The 20958-nt window shown below is 69.0% G+C and carries 18 protein-coding genes; 11 read left to right on the forward strand and 7 right to left on the reverse strand.

What is annotated here, in order from left to right:
• Positions 1-17: 17 nt before the first annotated feature.
• Positions 18-1022, reverse strand: a complete 1005-nt coding sequence (locus AC07OH_RS03420; RefSeq protein WP_354347678.1) for a Bug family tripartite tricarboxylate transporter substrate binding protein — start codon at positions 1020-1022, stop codon at positions 18-20.
• The gene (locus AC07OH_RS03425) at positions 1019-2014 is read right to left on the reverse strand and encodes a Bug family tripartite tricarboxylate transporter substrate binding protein (protein ID WP_495299589.1); all 996 of its coding nucleotides are present in this window, start codon (positions 2012-2014) and stop codon (positions 1019-1021) included. The genes AC07OH_RS03420 and AC07OH_RS03425 overlap by 4 nt, the downstream gene beginning before the upstream one ends.
• A 165-nt stretch (positions 2015-2179) precedes the next feature.
• Here AC07OH_RS03425 and AC07OH_RS03430 point away from each other — a divergent pair, with 165 nt between their 5' ends.
• From AC07OH_RS03430 to AC07OH_RS03460, 7 genes are all read left to right on the forward strand, one after another.
• On the forward strand, positions 2180-3634 hold the full coding sequence (locus AC07OH_RS03430; RefSeq protein WP_495299590.1) for an FAD-dependent oxidoreductase: 1455 nt from the start codon (positions 2180-2182) through the stop codon (positions 3632-3634).
• Between the two features lie 89 nt (positions 3635-3723).
• The gene (locus AC07OH_RS03435) at positions 3724-4566 is read left to right on the forward strand and encodes an IclR family transcriptional regulator (protein WP_495299591.1); all 843 of its coding nucleotides are present in this window, start codon (positions 3724-3726) and stop codon (positions 4564-4566) included.
• Between the two features lie 53 nt (positions 4567-4619).
• Entirely contained in the window at positions 4620-5915 is a 1296-nt protein-coding gene (locus tag AC07OH_RS03440) for an aconitase X (protein ID WP_495299592.1), read from the forward strand.
• Positions 5912-6373, forward strand: coding sequence for an aconitase X swivel domain-containing protein (locus tag AC07OH_RS03445; RefSeq protein ID WP_495299593.1), 462 nt, complete (start codon positions 5912-5914; stop codon positions 6371-6373). Before AC07OH_RS03440 ends, AC07OH_RS03445 begins: the two co-directional genes overlap by 4 nt.
• On the forward strand, positions 6370-8070 hold the full coding sequence (ilvD, locus tag AC07OH_RS03450; protein WP_495299594.1) for a dihydroxy-acid dehydratase: 1701 nt from the start codon (positions 6370-6372) through the stop codon (positions 8068-8070). Before AC07OH_RS03445 ends, ilvD begins: the two co-directional genes overlap by 4 nt.
• Positions 8071-8188: 118 nt before the next feature.
• Positions 8189-9316 (forward strand): porin, encoded by a 1128-nt coding sequence (locus tag AC07OH_RS03455; RefSeq protein ID WP_495299595.1) that lies wholly within the window; start codon positions 8189-8191, stop codon positions 9314-9316.
• A 14-nt stretch (positions 9317-9330) separates the two neighbouring features.
• Positions 9331-10293, forward strand: a complete 963-nt coding sequence (locus tag AC07OH_RS03460) for a Bug family tripartite tricarboxylate transporter substrate binding protein (protein ID WP_495299596.1) — start codon at positions 9331-9333, stop codon at positions 10291-10293.
• Here AC07OH_RS03460 and AC07OH_RS03465 read toward each other — a convergent pair.
• Together AC07OH_RS03465 and AC07OH_RS03470 are read right to left on the reverse strand one after the other, a co-directional pair.
• Positions 10280-11107, reverse strand: coding sequence for an aldo/keto reductase (locus AC07OH_RS03465; RefSeq protein ID WP_495299597.1), 828 nt, complete (start codon positions 11105-11107; stop codon positions 10280-10282). The two genes, AC07OH_RS03460 and AC07OH_RS03465, sit on opposite strands and share 14 nt — an antisense overlap.
• Positions 11108-11277: 170 nt before the next feature.
• Positions 11278-12405 (reverse strand): ABC transporter substrate-binding protein, encoded by a 1128-nt coding sequence (locus tag AC07OH_RS03470; protein ID WP_495299598.1) that lies wholly within the window; start codon positions 12403-12405, stop codon positions 11278-11280.
• Positions 12406-12516: 111 nt separating this feature from the next.
• Between AC07OH_RS03470 and imuA the strand changes: the two genes are divergently transcribed.
• From imuA to AC07OH_RS03490, 4 genes are all read left to right on the forward strand, one after another.
• Positions 12517-13314, forward strand: coding sequence for a translesion DNA synthesis-associated protein ImuA (imuA, locus tag AC07OH_RS03475; RefSeq protein ID WP_495299599.1), 798 nt, complete (start codon positions 12517-12519; stop codon positions 13312-13314).
• On the forward strand, positions 13283-14626 hold the full coding sequence (locus tag AC07OH_RS03480) for a Y-family DNA polymerase (protein ID WP_495299600.1): 1344 nt from the start codon (positions 13283-13285) through the stop codon (positions 14624-14626). The genes imuA and AC07OH_RS03480 overlap by 32 nt, the downstream gene beginning before the upstream one ends.
• Positions 14619-17969 (forward strand): error-prone DNA polymerase, encoded by a 3351-nt coding sequence (locus tag AC07OH_RS03485; RefSeq protein ID WP_495299601.1) that lies wholly within the window; start codon positions 14619-14621, stop codon positions 17967-17969. Before AC07OH_RS03480 ends, AC07OH_RS03485 begins: the two co-directional genes overlap by 8 nt.
• Positions 17970-18039: 70 nt before the next feature.
• Positions 18040-18966, forward strand: a complete 927-nt coding sequence (locus AC07OH_RS03490; RefSeq protein WP_495299602.1) for a hypothetical protein — start codon at positions 18040-18042, stop codon at positions 18964-18966.
• Between the two features lie 10 nt (positions 18967-18976).
• Here AC07OH_RS03490 and AC07OH_RS03495 read toward each other — a convergent pair whose 3' ends face one another.
• The 3 genes from AC07OH_RS03495 to AC07OH_RS03505 all read right to left on the reverse strand — a co-directional run bounded on the left by AC07OH_RS03495 (position 18977) and on the right by AC07OH_RS03505 (position 20950).
• Positions 18977-19993 (reverse strand): phosphotransferase enzyme family protein, encoded by a 1017-nt coding sequence (locus AC07OH_RS03495; protein WP_495299603.1) that lies wholly within the window; start codon positions 19991-19993, stop codon positions 18977-18979.
• A 78-nt stretch (positions 19994-20071) separates the two neighbouring features.
• Positions 20072-20677 (reverse strand): RNA 2',3'-cyclic phosphodiesterase, encoded by a 606-nt coding sequence (gene thpR / locus AC07OH_RS03500; protein ID WP_390344644.1) that lies wholly within the window; start codon positions 20675-20677, stop codon positions 20072-20074.
• A gap of 36 nt (positions 20678-20713) precedes the next feature.
• The gene (locus AC07OH_RS03505) at positions 20714-20950 is read right to left on the reverse strand and encodes a hypothetical protein (RefSeq protein WP_095744954.1); all 237 of its coding nucleotides are present in this window, start codon (positions 20948-20950) and stop codon (positions 20714-20716) included.
• Positions 20951-20958: the final 8 nt, after the last annotated feature.

Below are 20958 nucleotides of genomic sequence, written 5' to 3' on the forward strand. Positions count from 1 at the left end.
TTCGCCGCCGCGACCCGTTACTGCTTCGTGAGGCCGAGCTTGCGGATGGTCTCGGCCCACTGGTCGTAGGTCGTGCGCGTCAGGTCGGCCAGTTGCTGCGGGGTCGACGATTCGGCTTCGTAGGCACCCTGGCGGAAGAAGTCGCGCGTGGCCGGCATCGCCAGCACCTGTGCCAGCGCGGCATTGAGCTTCGCGACCACCGGCGCCGGCATGCGCGCCGGGCCGTAGAAGCCGAGCCAGCTCGCCATGTCGACGCCGCTCACGCCTTGCTCGCTCATCGTGGGCACGTCGGGCAGCATCGCGCTGCGTTTGGGGGCCGCCACCGCGAGCATGCGCACCTTGCCGGTGGCCGTGTTCTGGATGGCGTTGGGCGCCGCGTCGAAGTAGTACTGCACGCGGCCCGCGAGGAAATCCTTCGCCGCATCGGCGCCGCCCTTGTAAGGCACGTGCACCACGTCTAGTCCGGCCTGCCGCGCGAAGGCCTCGCCGTAGATGTGCGACGAGGTGCCGGTGCCGAACGAGGCGTAGCTCATCTTCCCCGGGTTGGCCTTGATGTACGCCACCAGCTCCTGCACGTTGCGCGCCGGCACGCTCGCGTGCACCGTCAGCACCAACGGGCCGCGCGCGCCGAGCGAGATCGGCGTCAAGTCCTTGAACGGGTCGTAGCGCACCTGTGCCAGCGTCTGCGGGTTCTGCGCGACCACGGAAGAGGGCGCGTACATGAAGGTGTAGCCGTCGGGCGCCGCGCGGATCACCTCCTCGGTCGCGAGGATGAAGCTCGCGCCCGGTCGGTTCTCCACGATCACCGGTGTCTGCAGCACCTCGCCGAGCTTGTTTGCGACGAAGCGCGCCTGCGCGTCGGAGGCGCCGCCGGCCGCCAGGCCGAGCACGATGCGGATGCTGCGGCCCTTGACCGGAAAGTCCGCGGGTGAGGCGGCGAATGAAGACAGCGGCAAGGCGATCGCGCCCAGCGCAAGCCATGCGGCCGCGCTGCGTCGGGTGATGAAAGAAGAAGGGCTCATTGCTTGGCCAAGCCTACCTGCTGCACCATCGCGCCCCAGCGCTCGTAGGTCGTGCGCGTGATGCCGGCGAATTCTTCCGGCGTCGTCGCACCGGCTTCGTAGCCGCCCGTGCGATAGAACTCGCGCACCTGCGGCATCGCGAGCACCTGCGTGAGCGCCGCGTTGAGCTTGGCGACCACCGGCGCCGGCATGCGCGCCGGCCCGTAGAAGCCGAGCCAGCTCGGCAGGTCGAGCCCTGCGTAGCCTTGTTCGGCGAAGGTCGGCACGTCGGGCAGCGCCGGGATGCGCGCATTCGCCGCGATGGCCAGCACCTTCACCTTGCCCGTGGCCGAGGTGATGATGGCCGACGAGGCCGAGTCGAACATGTACTGCACGCGCCCGCCGATCAGGTCTTTCGCCGCATCCGAGCCGCCCTTGTAGGGGATGTGCACCGCATCGACGCCGGTCTTCTTCACGAAGGCCTCGCCGTAGATGTGCGACGAGGTGCCCGCGCCGAACGAGGCGTAGCTCACCTTGCCGGGGTTCGCCTTCACGTAGGCCACCAGCTCCTTCACGTTGTGGGCCGGCACCGAGGTGCTGACCGACAGCACCAGCGGCCCGCGCCCGCCCATCGAGATGGCGGTGAAGTCCTTGAACGGGTCGTAGGGCACCTGCGCGAAGGTGTGCGGGTTCTGCGCCATCGTGGAAGAGGGCGCGTACAGCAGCGTGTAGCCGTCGGGCAAGGCGCGCGACACCTCGTTGGCCGCGAGCATGGTGCTCGCGCCGGGCTTGTTGTCGACGATCACGCTGGTGCCCAGCACCTCGCCGAGCTTCTGCGCCACGATGCGCGCCTGCGCGTCGGTGCCGCCGCCGGCGGTGAAGCCCACGACGATGCGGATCGGTTTGTTGCGCGCCGGAAAGTCCTGCGCGAACGCGAGCGGCGCCAGGCCCAGCAGGGCCGCGGCACTCAGGGCCGAGCCGAACGCACGGCGGGTGCCGTTGAGTTTCTTCATCGATGTCTCCGTTGGAATGTTCTCCTGATATTGATTTAGAAAATCATAAAAATCCATATTAACTAGGGAATACCCCGAATAAACGCCTTTTCATGGCTTTTGTGTTTGACAAAATGAACATTGAAATCAAAATACGACGAAACAGCCCATCCAAGACAACCCTCCATGAAAACTGTCGTCCGCACCGACGAGCGCATCCTGTCCTCCGACATCTTCGACCGCGACAGCCGCGTCAAGCGCCCTGACCACGGCAGCTGGGCCGAGCCCGGCAAGAACATTCCGGTCTATCACCGCTGCGGCGTGCTGGTGGTCGGCGGCGGCCCGTCGGGCACCGCCGCAGCCGCTGCCGCGGCCCGTGCGGGCGCCGACGTGGCGCTGCTCGAGCGCTACAACCACCTGGGCGGCCTGTCGACCGGCGGCCTCGTGATCTGGATCGACCGCATGACCGACTGGGAAGGCAAGCTGGTGATCCGCGGCTTCGCCGAGGAGCTGTTCGACCGCCTGCCCGCCGACGCCATCGCCGGCCCGCAGCGCGCGGACTGGGGCTCGCAGGACGTGGCCAAGGCCGCGCACTGGTCGCAGCGCACCGCCGCCTACCACGGCATCGTCACCTGGTCGCCCACCATCGACCCCGAGCGCCTGAAGCTGCTCTCGCAGGAGATCGTGCTGGAGCGCAAGGTCAAGCTCATCTACCACTCGTGGGCCGCCATCCCGATCGTGCAGGACGGCGCGGTCAAGGGCGTGGTCTTCGAGAGCAAGGAAGGCCGCATGGCCATCATGGCCGACGTGGTGGTCGACGCCACCGGCGACGGCGACCTGTTCGCCCGCGCCGGCGCCGCCTACGTGAACGACATCGAAGAAGCCGACGTGCACCACTGCATGAACACCTCGTGGCTCTTCGGCGGCGTGGACATGAACCGCTGGATCGACTTCAAGGCCGGCCAGCCCGATGCGTTTGCCGGCTTCATGGCGCGCGGGCGCGAGCAGCTCGGCCTCTTCGAGCGGCCCTTCGTCTCGTGGCGCAACGACGTGGCGCTCTTCATGGGGCCGCGCCAGTCGGGCTACTCGGCGCTCGACGTGGACGACCTCACGGCCGTCGAAGTGCGCTCGCACCGCGCCATGGCCGCGCACCTCGATTACTTCAAGGCGCACGCGCCCGGCTTCGAGGACGCCTACCTGATGCTGAGCGCGCCGCAGATCGGCGTGCGCCATGCGCGGCGCCTCACCGGCGTGGGCGCGGTGCTGCGCAGCCAGTGGCCCGACGGCGTGGCGCTGGCGGACGAGATCGGCGTGACGCCCGCGGTGTCGCCGAAATTCCCGAACATCTCCATTCCCTATGGCGCGCTGGTGCCGCAGCAGCTCGACGGCCTCGTGGCCTGCGGGCGCCACATCTCGTGCGACCGCAACTCGCACGGCTTCATGCGCGAGATTCCGCAGTGCTGGATCACCGGGCAGGCGGCGGGCGTGGCGGCGGCGCTGGCGTCGCAGGGCGGCATCGCGCCGCGCTTCGTCGATGTCGGCGCGCTGCAGTCCGCGCTGCTGGCGCAGGGCGTGTACCTGCGGGCCGGGGCTGAAGGCGGGCAGGGCGCGGCCTCCGTCGCGGCCGAAGCCAGCGCCTGACCCGGCCCCTTTTTGCCATGAACCCGGCCGACCTCCTTTCGCGAGCCTCTACATTGCAGAGTCTTGCAAAGCGTTCAAAGGGTCCCTTCATGTCCACCGATAAAAACGACAGCTCTCTTTCCGCGGCCGATGCGTCCGATTCGCGCGGCGAACGTTCCGACACCGTGAGCGCGCTGGAGCGCGGCATCTCGGTGCTGCGCTGCTTCAGCGAAGACCGCCCGGTGCTCGGCCACGCCGACGTCGCGCGCATCACCGGCATTCCGCGCCCCACGGTCAACCGGCTGGTCGCCACGCTGCTCTCGCTGGGCATGCTCAAGCCCGCGCAGGCGCCCGACCGCTTCATGCTCGGGCCGGGCGTGGTGTCGCTCTCGCGCGTGTTCCTCGGCAGCCTCGATGTGCGCGCCGCCGCGCGGCCCAGCATGCAGGCGATGGCGGAGGAGGTCGGTGCTTCGGTCTACCTCGCCGTGCGCGACGGCATGGAGATGGTGCTGATCGAAGCCTGCCGCCCGCGCTCGTCGATGCTCTCGGCGCGGCTGGACGTGGGTTCGCGCGCGCCGCTGCCGAACTCGGCGCTCGGCCGCGCGTACCTCTCGGCGCTGCCCGATGTGCAGCGCAACCAACTGGTCGATTCGATGCGCCTGCTGCGCGGCCCCGAGTGGGACGGCATCGCCGCGCCCATGACGCGCGCCATCGGCGAAGCCAAGCGGCTGGGCTATTGCCTCTCGCTCGGCGAATTCCACCGCGAGATCAACTCGGTGTCGGTGCCGCTCATCGGCCCCGACGGCGAGGTGATGGCGCTCAACGGCGGCGGCGCCGCCTTCGTGTTCACCGAAGACAGATTGCGCAACGAACTCGCACCGCGCCTGCACGACATCGCACTCACCATTGCGCGCGACATCGGCGGGCATGTGCCTTCACCCTCGCCGGGTTAGCCGCCCGGCCGGGGACCATTCCCCACGACGACAGAAGAACGGAGACACAGGTCATGCACCTGAGCAACGAAGAAAAAGCCATGTACGACGGCCGCGACGGACCGGCCGTGCAGAAGGCGATGGACCTGCTGATGCGCTACGGCGAAGCCCTCGGCGCCGAGCGACTGGTCGAGACGCGCAACGTCTGCGCCACCATCACCTCGACCACGCCCTTCCAGCGCGACTTCGCGCTCGCCAAGGGCGGCGGCATGGACGCGGTGTTCTCCGAATTCAGCCTCGACAGCCAGGAGACCGTCGAGATTCCCAAGTTCAAGGTCTTCACGAGCCACCTGCAACTGGGCTTCGACCCCGGCCAGCCCGAGCGCATGGGCGTGAGCGAGGAGATCGTGCAGTTCTACAACCGCAGCGAACGCCATGCGGCCGGCCTCGGCGCGCAGATCATGAACACCTGCACGCCCTACCAGGTGGGCAACATCCCGACGCGCGGCGAGCACTGCGCGTGGATGGAATCGTCGGCGGTGGTGTATTGCAACTCGGTGCTCGGCGCGCGCACCAACACCGAGGGCCGCGAGAGCACGGGCGCGGCGATGCTCACCGGCCGCATTCCCTACTGGGGCTACCACCTCGAAGAGAACCGCCGCGCGACGCATGTGATCGAGCTCGACATCGAGGTCGAGTCGATGCAGGACTGGGGCCTGCTCGGCTACTACATCGGCGAGCACGTGCAGGAGCGCGTGCCGGTGGTGCACAGCCGGCGCGGCATCGGCCGCGTGCCGAACCTGCCGCGGCTCAAGCACTTCGGCGCGGCCGCCTCGTCCTCGGGCGGCGTGGAGATGTACCACATCGCTGGCGTCACGCCCGAGGCGCTGACGCTGGCGCAGGCGCTCGGCGGCAAGGCGCCCATCGAGGTGCTGCGCTACGGCGAGGCCGAGCGCCGCGCCACTTACGAAAAGATCAACGTCACCGGCAAGGACAGCGAAGTCCAGTACGTGATGCTCGGCTGCCCGCACTACACCATCGAGCAGATCTGGGAGGCTGCGCAGCTCATCGAAGGGCGCAAGGTCCACCCCGATTGCGAGCTGTGGATCTTCACGCCGCGCGCCATCAAGTCGCTGGCCGACCGCAACGGCTACACGAAGATCATCGAAGACGCGGGCGGCATCCTCATGACCGACAGCTGCTCGGCCATGAGCCGCGCCGTGCCCAAGGGCACGAAGACCGTGGCGCTCGATTCCGCCAAGCAGGCGCACTACCTGCCCGCCATCCTCGGCGTGCAGGCGTGGTTCGGCAGCACGGCCGAATGCGTCGATGCCGCTTGCACCGGTCGCTGGAACGGAGCCTACGCATGAGCGCCGCAGTCATCACCGAACAAACCATCGTGATCCGCGGCCGCAAGGTGGTCGGCGGCGTGGCCGAAGGCGAGGCGCTGGTCACGCGCGACCGCATCTCGGGCTGGGGCGGCATCGACCCGCGCACCGGCACCGTCATCGAGACGCGCCACGAACTGCGCGGCCAGAGCTTCGCGGGCAAGGTGCTGGTGTTTCCGGGGGCCAAGGGCTCGTCGGGTTGGTCGGCGATGTTCCACATGACGCGGCTCATGAACTCGGCGCCCGCGGCGTTCCTGTTCAACGAGATGACGACCAAGATGGCGCTCGGCGCCGTGGTCACGCACTCGCCCTCGATGACCGACTTCGAGCGCGACCCGCTCGCATGCATCGAGACCGGCGACTGGGTGCGCGTGGACGCCGACCGCGGCGTGATCGAGATCACCAAGAAGAACAACCACAAGACCGGAGACCGCCCATGACCCGCCCCCTGCGCAGCAACTTCCCGCGCGGCTCCTACCTCTGGTCGGTGCGCAATGCGCATTGGCGCGCGCTCGGCATTCCCGAGGAGGATTGCGAGAAGCCCAAGATCGCCATCGTCAACAGCTCCTCGGAACTGGCCGCCTGCTTCAGCCACCTCGACAAGGTGGCGGCGGAAATCAAGGCGGCGATCCGCGCGGCGGGCGGCGTGCCGTTCGAGATTCGCACGGCCGCGCCCAGCGACTTCATCACCGGCGCGGGCGCACGCGGCGCCTACATGCTCGGCGCGCGCGACCTCGTGACCAACGACATCGAAGTCGCGGTCGAAGGCGCGCAGCTCGACGGCATGGTCTGCCTCACCTCGTGCGACAAGACGGTGCCGGGGCAGCTCATGGCGGCCGCGCGGCTCAACATCCCGACATTGCTCGTGCCCTGCGGCTACCAGCCCAGCGGCGAGTACCGCGGCAAGCACATGGACATCGAGGAGGTGTTCATCGGCGCGATGCACGCGGTCACCGGCCACCTGCCGGTGGAAGAACTCGTGGGCATGAGCCGCGAGGCGATCCGCGGGCCGGGCGTATGCTCGGGCCTGGGCACGGCGAACTCGATGCACATCGTGTGCGAGGCGCTCGGCATGGCCTTGCCCGGCAGCGCGCCGGTGGCCGCGCTGAGCCCGAAGATGATGGACGACGTGCGTGCGGCAGGCACGCGCATCGTGCAGATGGTGCAGGACGATCTGAAGCCGCGCGACATCCTTTCGCCCGGCGCCTTTGCCAACGCGGTGCGCGCGGTGCTGTCGGTTGGCGGCTCGCTCAACACGGCCAAGCATCTGCAGGCCATATCGACCGAAGGCGAGTGCGGCGTCGACGTGTACGGCCTCTTCGAAAGCCTGGGCCCGACGACGCCGGTGCTGGCCGGTGTGCGGCCCATCGGCGAGCATTCGATCGAAGCCTTCGAGGCGGCGGGTGGTTGCCGCGCGCTGATGAAGCAGCTCGCGCCCTTGCTCGACACGGGCGCGCTCACGGTGACTGGCGGCACGGTCGCCGACAACCTGCGCAATGCCCAAGTGATGGATGCCGAGGTGATCCGCCCCATCGACCGCCCGGTCGCGCCGCTGCCGGCCATCGTGCTCTTGCGCGGCAACCTCGCGCCCGAGTCGGGCCTCATCAAGACCGGCATTGCCGAGCGCAAGGTACGGCGCTTCACCGGGCCGGCCGTGTGCTTCTGGACTTCGGACGCCGCCATCGCCGCGATCAAGAACCACGAGATCGTCCCCGGCCAGGTGGTCGTGATGCGCGGCGCCGGCGCATGCGGCGGGCCGGCCATGGGCGGTGGCGCATCGCGCGTGGTCTTCGCGGTCGATGGCGCGGGGCTCGGCGACCAGGTCGCGCTGCTGACCGACGGACATCTCTCGGGCCTGGTCTGCAAGGGGCTCGTGGTGGCCGAGGTGTCGCCCGAGGCGGCACTGGGCGGCCCGCTCGGCCTCGTGCGCGATGGCGATGTGATCACCATCGATCTGGACGCGCGCCGCCTCGACATCGCATTGACCGACGCCGAACTCGCCGCGCGCCGCGCCGACTGGCAGGCACCGCCGCCGGCCTTCGACACCGGCTGGCTGCAGCAGTACCGGCGCAACGTGAGTCCGCTGTCCAAGGGCGCCGTGCTCGTGCGCACGGAGCGGCCGCAGCCCGCCAGCTAGACCTTTTTTCCCCGGCCTTCGTCAACCGGTGCGAACCCCCGTTCGCACCCGGTGGCGCAGCCCTGCGCGCGATTCCAGAGTTTTTCAACCAAAGAGAAGAAGCAGGAGACAAAAAACCATGAAGAGAATCTTGATGTGGTCGGCCATCGGCCTTGCCAGCAGCGGCGCGGCGCATGCGCAATCGAGCGTCACGCTGTTCGGCGTGATGGACCTCGGCGTCCAGTACACGAAGGGCGAGGGCGGCGGCTCGATCAAGGCGCTGTCGAACGGCGGTCTCTCGACCAGCCGGATCGGCTTTCGCGGCACCGAAGACCTGGGCGGGGGCCTGCGCGCGGGCTTCTGGCTCGAAGGCAGCCTGAACCCCGACCTGGGCACCGGCCGGCCGAGCAACACCAACAACCAGACGAGCGGCGCGGGCCCGGCGGGACCGATCACCTTCGACCGCATGTCCTTCGTGAGCCTGTCGCACGATTCGCTGGGCGAAGTGCGGCTGGGCCACGACTTCATTCCCACGCACTACAACAGCATCTACTTCGACCCCTTCAACGCCAACGGCGTGGCGCGCGCGGGCAACCTCACCTTCGCGGGCGCGGGCACCGGGCCGCTGCCCACGGCCATCACCGGCAGCAACACCGTGAGCTACTGGCTGCCGGCCAAGCTGGGCGGCTTCTACGGCATGGCGATGATCGGCACCGGCGAGAACAACGCCACCGCACCGAACCGCGACGACGGCAACTTCGGCGGCGCGCGCTTCGGTTTCGCCTCGGGCGCATTCGACATCGCGGCGGCCGTGACGCGCTCGCACTTCAACGCCACCTCCACCATCGGCAACTACACGCACGCCAACATCGGCGGCTCGTGGGATGCGGGTTTTGCGAAGTTCTTCGCGCTCTACAACAAGGTGACGGTGAAGCTCGCGGCCGGCACGGTGCGCAAGAACACCGTCGAGATCGGCGCGCACATCCCGGCCTTCGAGGTCGGGCGCATCCGCGTGAGCTACGCCTACCTGGACGACCGCAGCGACGAGAGCCTGCGCAACGCCAACGGCATGCCGCGCAACCGCGACGACGCGCGCCAGTTCGGCATCGGCTACGTGCACAACCTCTCCCGGCGCACCGCGCTGTACGGCACCTACGCGCGGTTGATGAACAGCGGGCAGGCGCGCTACGTGGTGAGCGGCGGCGTGGCGCCGGCGGGCGGGATGCGCTCGTCGGGCTGGGAGTTCGGCGTGCGGCACCTCTTCTGAACAAGGAGGTTTTCATGCGACGCAGAACCTTGACTCTCGCGGCCCTCGCCGCCACGGCACTGCCCGGCGCGGCGGCCTGGAGCGCCGACGCGTACCCGAACAAGCCGCTGAAGCTGATCGTCGGCTTCGCCGCGGGCGGCGGTGCCGATTCGCTCACGCGCATCATCGCGGAGGGGCTGTCGCGACAGCTCGGCCAGCAGGTGATCGTGGAGAACCGCCCCGGCGCCGACGGCGTGCTCGCGGCGCAGGCCACCTCGTCGGCCAGGCCCGACGGCTACACGCTGCTGATGGGCACCAACACCGCGATGGTCGCCGCGCCCACGCTGCGGCCGACCTCGCCCTACGACCCGTTCAAGGCCTTCACGCCGATCAGCTCGGCGGGGCAGTTCTCGATGTTCCTCGTGGTGCCGGCCAGCCTGCCGGTGAAGAGCGTGAACGAGCTGCTGGCGCTCGTGGCGTCGAAGCCCGGGGCGCTCAACTCGGCCTCGAGCAACAGCGCCTCGGAGCTCGCGATGCTGCAGTTGCTGGGCGAGCGCAAGGTGGTCAACGCGCGCTACAAGGGCGACATGCAGGCCATGACCGACCTGCTGGGCGGGCAGATCCAGATGATGTTCACCACCGGCACGTTGGCGCCGGGCTTCGTGAAGGAAGGGCGCATCCGCGCGCTGGTCACGCTGCTGCCGCAACGCAGCGGCTTGCTGCCCGATGTGCCGACGGGCGGCGAACTGGGGCTGGGCAAGCTCACCATCACGCCGTGGGCCGGCTTCTTCGGGCCGCCGGGGCTGCCGAAGGAGATCACCGACAGGCTCTCGCAGGAGTTGCAGAACACGCTCAAGCGGCCCGACGTGCATGCGCAACTGGTGCAGCAGGGCTTCGAGGGCTACGGCATGAGCCCCGCGAAGTTCGCCGAGTTCTTCCGCACGCAGTACGACGCCTTCGGCGCGACCGTGCGGGAGCACAACGTCAAGTTCGAATAGAAGAGGCCTCGCGGCGCCAGAAGGCGGCATCGGGGAAGGTGCCGGCGCCGGCCGCGGCGTTGTCCGTCATGTGCTCCGCGCGGCCCGTGCCCGGGATCGTGCAGGTCACGGCCGGATGGCTCAGCACGAACTTCAGCAGCACCTGCGCCCAGCTCGTGCAGCCGATCTCGCCGGCCCAGGCCGGCAGCGGCTTGTCGCGCAGGCGCCGCAGCAAGCCGCCACCGCCGAAGGGCATGTTGACGATCACCGCCACGCCGCGCTCGGCCGCGAGCGGCAGCAGGCGCTGTTCGGCATCGCGCGCATCGAGCGAGTAGTTGATCTGCACAAAGTCGAGCTTCTCGGCGCGCAGCACCGCTTCGACCTCGTCGTAGGCCGAGGCGGTGTAGTGGGTGATGCCGATGTAGCGCACGCGGCCTTTCTCTTTCCAGCCGCGCAGCGTGGCGAGGTGGGTGCGCCAGTCGACGAGGTTGTGCACCTGCATCAGGTCGATCTCTTTCGTGCGAAGCCGAGTGAACGACTGTTCCATCTGCGCGATGCCCGCCTCGCGGCCCGAGGTCCAGACCTTGGTCGCGAGGAAGGGCTTCGTGCCCGGCTTCGCTGCGGCCAGCAGTTCGCCGGTGGTTGCCTCGGAGCGGCCGTACATCGGCGAGCTGTCGATCACCGTGCCGCCGGCCGCGAAGAGCGCGTCGAGCACGCCGGGCAGGCGCTGGTATTCGTCGGTGCCGGGGCGCTGGTCGAAGCCGATCCAGGTGCCGCAGCCGACGACCGGCAGGGCTTCCTTCGTGGAGGGAATGGGGCGGGTGGTCATCTGCATCGCGGGCCTGCGGGGTGGCTGCTGGGCGAAGGAGGGGAGCGCGGCACCTGCGCACAGGGCTGCGCCCAGTCGGAGCAACCGGGCGCGCGTGAGGGCGTAAGGGTGTGCGTTCGTGAGGGGCGTCGTCACGAACGAAATTCTGCGCCCGCCATGCCGGCGGGCGGAAGGGCTCAGCGCAGGTAGCGCCCGTCGGCCTTGAGCATCGAGAGCTCCGAGAAGGTCAGCCCGCGGTGCTCGCCGGGCCGGTACGACACGGCGATGCCGCCGAGGTCCAGCGTCTTGAACGACTCCAGGCCCTTCTGCAGCGACTCGGGCGTGGGGTTGGCGCCCGCGCGCTTCAGGCCCTCGACCATGACCTTGGCCGTGACGTAGCCCTCCAGGCTCGCGTAGCTGAATTCGGTCATGCCGATCTTCTTCATCGCCGCCTGGTACTCGGCAATCACCGGCATCGCGCTGTTCCACGGGTAGGGCACGACCTGCGAGATGACCACGCCGGCCGCGTCCTTCTTGATGTCCTGGAACAGCTTTTGCCCATTCAGGAAGGAGAACGAATAGAAGGCCGTCTCGCCGCCGGTCGCGCGGTAGGCCGCGATGAACTTCGCCGCCACGTCGTTGGTGGCCGACAGCACCACGGCCTTGGGCTTGAGCTTGGCCAGTTCGGCGGCGCGGTCGGCCGCGTCGGAACCGTCGTTCTTGATGGCCACGCTGCCGACCATCTTGTCGCCGCGTTCGGCAATGAACTTCTGCGTGCTCTCCATCGCCGAGCGCGCGCCGGGGTTGTCGTTGTGCGCGAAGGCGATGCGCGACAGGCCGATGGTGAACAGGTGGTTCACGATGCGGCTGTATTCCTCGTCGAAGCTGATGCGCACCGGAAAGCCGAACTCGCTGAACTTCACCACCGGGCCCGCGCCCGTGTAGGGGCCGACGACGGGAATCTTCAGCTCGTTGGCCGCCTTCAGTGCGCCGACCGCCGACGAGGTGCCGATGGGCATCAGCACGCCCACGGCGCCGTCGCGCGCGAAGGTCTTGACGTTCTCGGCGCCCTTGGCGGGGTCGTAGGCGTCGTCGAGCTGGCGCAGCTCGACCGGCCGGCCGTTGACGCCGCCGCTCGCGTTCAGCGCGGTGAACATGGCACGGATGCCCACCAGCGGCTCGGTCGACAGCGACGCGAGCGGGCCGGTCTGCACGTAGGTCTGGCCGATCAGGAGCGGCTTGGCGGGCTGGGCCGAGGCGGGCGCCCCTGCGAAGACGAGGGCGGCGAGGGCCAGAAGCCGCAGGTGAATCTTTTTGTGTCTCATGGTCACTAATTGTTAATAAACCGATCTTAAGGCGCGGGCCTTCGCAGGTAAATCGATCGCTGGTTGCGACCTGAGAAATACTGTATAAAAATACAGTTAACAACTGCAATCATGGGCCTCCCTTTCCTCGACTCCTTTTCCACCGCCGCGGGCCGCGGCGTCTGGCATGCCGACGAACTCGGCCTGGCCGACGCGCAGGTCGTGGCCACCGGGCATGCCGCGCTCGACGCCGAGCTGCCCGGCGGCGGCTGGCCCGTGGGCGCGATGACGGAGCTGCTGCAGGCCACGCCCGAGGCCCATGTCTGGCGCCTGCTGCTGCCCGCGCTGGCGCAGGCCGTGGAAGCGCGCGGCGGGCCGGTGGTGCTGGTCGGCGCGCCCTACGAACCCTGCGGCGCCGCGCTGGCGGCGCAGGGCTTGCCGGTGGAGGCGCTGATGTGCGTGCGCAGCGACGCCCCGGCCGCGCGGCTGTGGGCCTGCGAGCAGGCGCTGCGCTGCGCCGAGATCGCCGCCGTCGTCGCCTGGCTGCCGCAGGCCCGCGTGGGCGAGCTGCGGCGGCTGCAGCTGGCCGCCGCGCAGCACGAGGTGCTGCTGTTCGTGTGCCGGCCCGAGTCGGTGGCGCTGTCGGCTTCGCCCGCGCGCCTGCGCCTGCGTGCCGAGCGCTGCCCGGACGATCCGGCGCAGATCGCGCTGCACCTGCTCAAGCGCCGGGGGCCGCCGCTGGCCGCGCCGGTGCGGGTGCCGGCGCGCAACGCCCGCATGAGCGCGCTGCTGGCCGCCGCCCGCGTGCGGCGCCAGCTGCGCCTGCCGCCGCCCGTGGCACCGGCCGCCGCGCCGTCGGCCACGGTGGTGCGCATCGACGCATGGAAAGGAGGCCCGGATGCACTGGATCGCCTTGCAGTGGTCGTCTGAGTCCGAAGAAGCCGACGCCCCCGACATGCCCCCGCCCGAGGCCCTGGGCTGGTGGGCGCTGCAGTTCACGCCGCACGTCGCCTGGCAGGACGAGGCGCTGATGCTCGAGGTTTCGGCCTGCGAGCGCCTGTGGGGCGGTCGCGCACCGCTGATGCGCCAGCTGCTGGCCCTCAACCCCGCGCCCGACGCGCGCATGCGCGGCGCGCAGGGCGCCACCAGCCTGATCGCGCTGGCGCGGCTGCGCCTGTTCGCGCGCAACGAGCACCGGCCCGCCGAAGTGCCGGCCGGCCTGCCGCTGGACACGCTGACGGCCGCGCAAGGCCACCTCGACCTGCTCGCGCGCCTGGGCTGCCGCACCTGGGGCGAGGTGGCCGCCTTGCCGCGTGGCGGCCTCACGCGGCGCTTCGGCACCGGGCTGCGCGAGGCGCTCGACATCGCCTGGGGCCTGCGCCCCGAAAGCCACGCCTGGCTCACGCTGCCCGACGTGTTCGAGCAGAAGCTCGAACTGCCCGCGCTGGCCGAGACCGGGCCCGAACTCATGTGGTCGGCCAACCGCCTGCTCTCGGCGCTGCAGATCTGGCTGCGCGCCCGCCAGCGCGGCGCGCGTGCGCTCGAGCTGCAGTGGACGCTCGACCTGCGGCGCCTCAACGGCGTGACCCTGCCGCCGCACCAGCAGCTCACCGTGCGCACGGCCGAGCCCACGCAGGACATGGCGCACCTGCGCCGCCTGCTGTCCGAAAAACTCGCGCTCACCACGCTGGCCGCGCCCGCGAGCTGGCTGAAGCTGCGCACGCTCGAAACCGATCCGCTGGCCGGCGCCAGCACCAGCTTCCTGCCGGAAGACAACCGCAAGGGCGACAAGCTGCACGAGATGGTCGAACGGCTCAGCGTGCGGCTCGGCGCCGACCAGGTGGTGGTGCCGCTCGCGCAGGCCGACCACCGGCCGGAGCGCCAGCAGCGGTGGCGGCCCGCGCTGCAGAAAGAGAAAACGCCTGCACCCGACAAGGCCCGCCAGGACGCCGCCTCGCAGCCCGATGCGATCTATCCGCCCTGGCTGCTGCCCGAGCCCTTGCGGCTCGAGATGGACGGCGAGCGCCCGTGCTACTGCGGGCCGCTGCGCAAGCTGGTCGGGCCGCAGCGCGTCGAGGCCGGCTGGTGGGGCGGCGAAGAAGACGGCGGCCAGCCCGCGATGCGCGACTACTACGTGGCCGAAAGCCCCGAGGCCGGCCTGGTGTGGATCTTTCGCGAGCGGCCCGCCGCGCGCTTTTCGTCGGGCGAGGTGCGCTGGTATCTGCAAGGCTTCTATGCCTGACCTGAGCGGCAAGGAAGAGCGCAAGCGCCAGCCTGCCAAGGTGCATGTGCTGCCGCAGCGGCAGAAGCCGGTGCCGGGGTTGCCCGACTACGCCGAGCTGCACTGCCTCACGAACTTCAGCTTCCAGCGCGGCGCATCGATGCCCGAGGGCATGGTGGAGCGCGCCTATCACCTGGGCTACTCGGCGCTGGCGATCACCGATGAATGCTCGGTGGCGGGCATCGTGCGTGCCTATGTCGCATTGCGTGATCTGCCTGCGAAGCTCGACGCGTACGAGCGCGAGCACCCGGATGAACCACCGATCCCGCGCAACCCCGCCTTCCGCCTGCTGTTCGGCAGCGAATTCCACTTCGAGCGCTTCAAGCTCGTGGTGATCGCGAACGACACCGAAGGCTGGGGCAACCTCTGCGAGTTCATCACCGCTGCGCGCAACACCGAATTGCCCAAGGGCGAGTACCGCGTGAGCTGGGAGGGCAGCGACGTGGCTTCGCTGCAGGACTGCCAGGTGCTCTTCGTGCCGCACCGTCCGCCGGGTGGTATGCCGGATGCAGCCTCCTTGCAGGAAGACCTGGCAGCGGCCAAGGCGCTGTACGGCGACAGCCTCTGGCTGGCCGTGGAGCTGTTCAACGAGTTCGACGACGACCTGTGGTTCGTCACGCTGATGCAGGCGGGCGAGCAGACGGGCGTGCCGCTCGTGGCGGCCGGTGACGTGCACATGCACGTGCGTGCCTGCAAGCCGCTGCACGACGTGTTGACGGCCGTGCGCGAGGGCAAGACCGTCGCCGAGTGCGGCTTTGCGCTGCAGTCGAATGCGGAGCGGCACCTGCGCCAGCGGGTGCGGCTGGCGGCGCTTTATCTGCCCGACATGCTGGCGAACACGCTGGTGGTGGCCGGGCGGTGCAGGTTCGATCCGAAGGTGATTCGCGACAACTACAAGTACCCGCTCGAAACCGTGGGCAGCAGCGAGACACCCTTGCAGACGCTGGTGCGCAAGACCTGGGAAGGGGCGGCCGTGCGCTACCCGGACGGCATTACCGACAAGGTGCGCGGGCAGGTAGAGAAAGAGCTCGTGCTGATCGCCGAGCTCCAGTACGAGATGTTCTTTCTCACGGTGGAGGACATCGTGCGTTTCGCGCGTTCGCAGGGCATCCTCTGCCAGGGGCGCGGCTCTTCGGCCAACTCGGCGGTGTGCTACTGCCTCGGCATCACTGCCGTCAACCCCGACAAGGCCACCTTGCTGTTCGAGCGCTTTCTGAGCCGCCATCGCAATGAGCCACCCGACATCGACGTCGACTTCGAGCACCAGCGGCGCGAAGAAGTCATCCAGTACATCTACGCAAAGTACGGCCGCGAGCGCGCCGCCATCGCCGCCGTCGTCATCTGCTACCGCTCGCGCAGCGCCTTGCGCGACGTCGGCAAGGCCATCGGCATCGACGAGCGGCTGGTCGACGAATTCGCCAAGGACCACTACTGGTTCGACGACACCGCGCTCGGCGAACAGCTCGACAAGGCCGCCGCGCGCGTCGGCGTGAAGGAAGACCGGCTCAAGCTGGTCCAGTGGATCGAGATGACGCAGCGGCTCAAGGGCTTTCCGCGCCACCTGAGCCAGCACGTGGGCGGCTTCGTGCTCACGCACACCAAGCTCACGCGGCTGGTGCCGGTCGAGAAGGCGTCGATGGAAAAGCGCTCCGTCATCCAGTGGGAGAAAGACGACCTCGAGGCCATGGGCATGCTCAAGGTCGACGTGCTCGCGCTGGGCATGCTCAGTGCGATTCGGCGCGGGCTTGACCACATGAACCGCTGGCGGGGCTCGATGATGGAGATGCACCACATCCCCAACGACGACCAGAACGTCTTCGACATGATCTGCGACGCCGACACCATCGGCGTGTTCCAGATCGAGAGCCGCGCGCAGATGTCGATGCTGCCGCGACTGAAGCCGCGCACTTATGAAGACCTGGTGATCGAGGTCGCGATCGTGCGGCCCGGGCCCATCCAGGGTGGCATGGTGCATCCGTATCTCAAGCAGCGTGAGCGGGTGGCAAAGAAGCTGCCAATCATTTATGAGGATGACGAACTTCGCCCCGCACTCGAACGCACGCTCGGCATTCCGATCTTCCAGGAGCAGGTGATGCAGATCGCGATGATCGCGGCCAAGTTCACGGCAGACGAGGCCGATCAGCTGCGCCGCGCGATGGCGGCATGGAAGCGCAAGGGCGGTCTCGGGAAGTTTCACGACAAGCTCGTCAAAGGCATGACCGGAAACGGCTACAAGGAGGCCTTCGCCGAAGCCATCTTCAAGCAGATCATGGGCTTCGGCGACTACGGCTTCCCCGAAAGCCACGCCGCGAGCTTCGCGCTGCTGGTCACCATCAGCAGTTGGCTCAAGAACTACGAACCCGCCTGCTTCCTCGCCGCCTTGCTCGACTCGCAGCCGATGGGCTTCTACAGCCCTTCGCAGCTGGTGCAGGACGCGCGCCGCCATGGCGTCGAGGTGCGGCCGGTCGACGTCACGTGCAGCGAGATCGACACCACGCTCGAAGCCCGCGCGCCCGATGCACCGCGCATGCCCGCAGGCACCGACACGCGCTACGCCGAGCGCCTGGGCAACGACCACCAGCCTGCCGTGCGGCTGGGCCTGAACCGGGTCCTGAGCCTCAGCGACGCTGGCGCCAAGCGCCTGCTCGCAGCGCGTGCACAAGCGCCTTTCAGCAGCACCGAAGACCTGGCCCTGCGTGCGGAACTCGACGGCAAGGACATGGCCGCGCTCGCGGCGGCCGATGCATTGATGTCGCTCTCGGGCCATCGGCGCCAGCAGGTGTGGGACGCCACCGCGCAGCATCGCTCGTCGGCCCTGCTCAAGGGCGTGCCGATCCACGAACAGGCGCTGCTGCTGCCGGCCGCGCCCGAGGGCGAAGAGATCGTCGGCGACTACGCGGCGCTGGGCCTCACGCTGCGCCGCCATCCGCTCGCGCTGCTGCGCCCGCGCCTGGCGCGCATGAATCTCATGAGCGCGGTGGAGCTGCGCGCCGCACGCAGCGGCCAGACCGTGCGTGCCTGCGGCATCGTCAAGGGCCGGCAGCGGCCCGGCACCGCCAACGGCACCATCTTCGTCACGCTGGAGGACGAGACCGGCAACGTCAACGTGATCGTCTGGAGCCACGTCATCGAGGCCTGGCGCGAGCCGTTGCTCAAGTCGCACCTGCTCGCGGTGCAGGGCACCTGGCAGCGCGACGACGACAGCGGCGGCAAGGTGCAGCACCTGATCGCCACCGGCTTCAAGGATCTCACGCCGCTGCTGGGCCGGCTGGCGCAGAGCAACACCAGCCGCGACTTCCACTGAGGCATTGCGAATGCAACCGATCGTTCCATGCCTCGCACCGCCCCTCACTTTTCGCTAACCTGTTCCTCCCATGTCCGCACTCGCCGCAACCGCCGCAATCGCTCTTGCCGATGAGGTCGTCGCCACGCCGATCGGCCCGCCGCCGCCCGCGCCCGATGTGCCCATGCCGCCACCGCCGCCGCCCGTGCTGCCGCCCGAAGGCGATCCGCCGCCCGTCGTGCCCCCGGTGACGGACCCCGGTTTTCCGCCGCCGGTGAGCGACCCGCCGCCCCTGCAGACCGCCGTGCCTTTCGGCAAGCCGCACGCACGGCGGCTGCGCGAGATCTACCGCTCGGCCGGCTGGCCCTGCTGCGACACCATCGAGGTCGAGCTGCTCGCGGGCGGTTTTCTCGAACGCGTGCGCGGCGCGCTGGGCCACGAGACGCTGCGCGTGACCGACGCGGGCATTGCGCGCATCGCCACCACGCTCACCGTCAACCGCGCGGCGCTGTCGCCGCACGAGGCGCTGGTGGAACGCGTGGCGCGCGAGATGACGCGCGGCGGCCGCATCGCCTGGCGCGGCCTGGGCCTGCGCGCGCGCCTGCCGCCGCTGGAGGAGGGCGGCAAGCCGCGCTGGTGCATGGCGCGGCCCGACGTCTTCTCGATCCGCAACACCAGCGTCGAGGCCTATGCGCATCCCATCGTGCACGAGGTGAAGGTCAGCCGCGCCGACCTGCTGGGCGACCTGCGCAAGCCCGACAAGCGCGCGGCCTATCTCGACCTGGGCGGCGAGTGCTGGTACGTGCTGGGCAACGACGCCAAGGGCCGCTGCATCGCGTCGCCCGACGAGATCCCGGCCGAATGCGGCGTGATGGTGCTCGAGGGCGAACGCCTCGTGGTGGCGCGCGCCGCGGTGCACCGCGCCTTCGAGCGCCTTCCTTTTTCGGTCTGGCTGGCGCTGGCCAAGGCGCAGCCCGTGGCGGGCTTCGAGGACGACGCGCAGGACCTGCTGATCTGACCCGCGCTCGTCAGGTGATGGCGTCGTAGTCCCGGTGCGCGACGGCGACCACGTTGCCCGGCTCGAACTGGCTCGCCATCTGGCGCAGGCCTTCCTCGCGGTCTTCGCGGCTGGCCTGCGGGTCGAACATCTGGTCGCAGAACTCGAGCAGGTCGCGCACGATGCGTTCGTGGCGGTAGTAGGCGAGGGCGAGCGTGTCGATCGCCTCGTTTGTGCCGTAGCCCTGGAAGAACAGCGCTTCTTCGCGCGGCTGGTTCCACACGCCGCCGACCCCGCCGCCGATGAACATCAGGTCGCGCTCCTTCGGCGCGAGGATCAGCGTGTCCCAGTCGACGATGCACAGGCGGTCGTCGTCGCCCAGCAGCACGTTGCCCGCGTGCAGGTCGGCATGGCACAGCACCTGCGGCAGCGACTTCTCGAGCAGGATCGAGGCAAGCTGTTCGCTGCGGTAGACGATCGAATCGATCTCTTCGTCGTGCGCGTCCCAGAAGGCGAGGAAACGCTTGACCAGATCGTCGCCCGCCACGCCGTTGATGAAGCGGCGCTGGTAGCGGCGCACGCCTTCGCGCCAGTGGTGCGAGTAGCTTTCGCGCGGCAGGCCCGCGCGCAGCGATTCGGGCAGCTCGGTGCGGTGGATGGCGTTCAGCGCGGTGCCGAGCAAGGTCCATTGCCGGTCGGTCGGCGTGCGCGTGAAGCCGTCGACGCCATCGAAGAACGGGTAGAGCGCCCAGTCGAAGCCATGGTCCTGCACGCTGAGCCGCCGCGTGCGCGTGAGCAGCGGGGCCATCACGGCGTCGATGTCACAGGTGTGATGCAGCACGGCCGGCACGTCGACCACGGCGGGCGTGAAGCCGCCTCGGCGCAGCTTGAGGAAGTACGCGCGGCCATCCGATGCCTCGATGCGGAACGCGGCCGAATCGACGTCGGCGCCCAGCGGCAGGAATTCCGCGCGTGTCACCTGCAGGTCGTAGGTTTCGGCGAGACGCGCTTGAACGGCGTCGGGGGCGATATCGGGTGGTGTCAGCATGCGGCGGGCGTGGCGTGGGTTCGATGGGCGCCGAAAATTGTCTCACCCGATCAGGCCACGAAAGCCGGCCCGCCGTTGTCAGACGGCGTCTTCTTTGTCTTCTTCGTCGGCCTCGTAGGTGGCCAGCACCTTGTGCTCGACGGGATGCGACGTGAACGAGCGCACGAGCAGGAATTTCCTCACGTGCCACGGGATCGGCGGCAGGCGCATCGGGTAGGCCGCACCCTCGGTGCGGCGGGCGATGGTGATGTGCGGTGTGAACGTCGGCGTTTCCGTGACGATGCCCGCCTTCTGGACGGCACGGCCGATGTCCGCATGCAGGGTGCGCAAGGCGCCGTGCTCGGCGGGCTGCAGCACCGCGATGTCGTTGCGCCATGTGCGCGAGCTGTCCAGCACGAGGCTCATGGGCCGCACCCGAACCTGGGCGAGCGCTTCACGCAGGCGTTTCTCGACCTCCTTGGGCTGGTCGCCGAAGCAGTGGAGCGTCAGGTGCAGTCGCGGGCTGCGAGGAAAGTAGTGGCCCTTGGGCCAGATCCATTCCTTGCGGTGCGCTTCGATCGCCGCTTGCACCTCGGGCTCGGGAAACAGCGCGATGAGAAGGTGGCGTTGCCTCTCGAAAGCGGGGGAATCCCAGTCGGGTTCGGGCCCGTTCGCAAACGCATCGCCGCGGTTGAAGTCGTCCATTGCAGTTCTCCGGGGGAAGAAGGATGAAAAGGCGGTTCAGGGCTCCGGCGGCCACCAATGCGCGGCCGTCGTCCGGATGACGCGCGCCGCCTGAACGCGGATGTCATCCTGCTCGTTGCTGTCGTCGTGGCCGTGCTCCCGCGTCACGCGGAAGGGCCAGTTCGAAATCCGGCCTGTCTTGCCGGTGGTGCGCGGACGCGACTGCAACGGATGCTGTCGCGAGGAGAAAAAAAGCACCTGCGCCGAGGGCGCAGGCGGGTTGGCGGTGGTCATGGCGTCGC

This window comes from Variovorax sp. GW821-FHT10C12 (assembly GCF_059415405.1).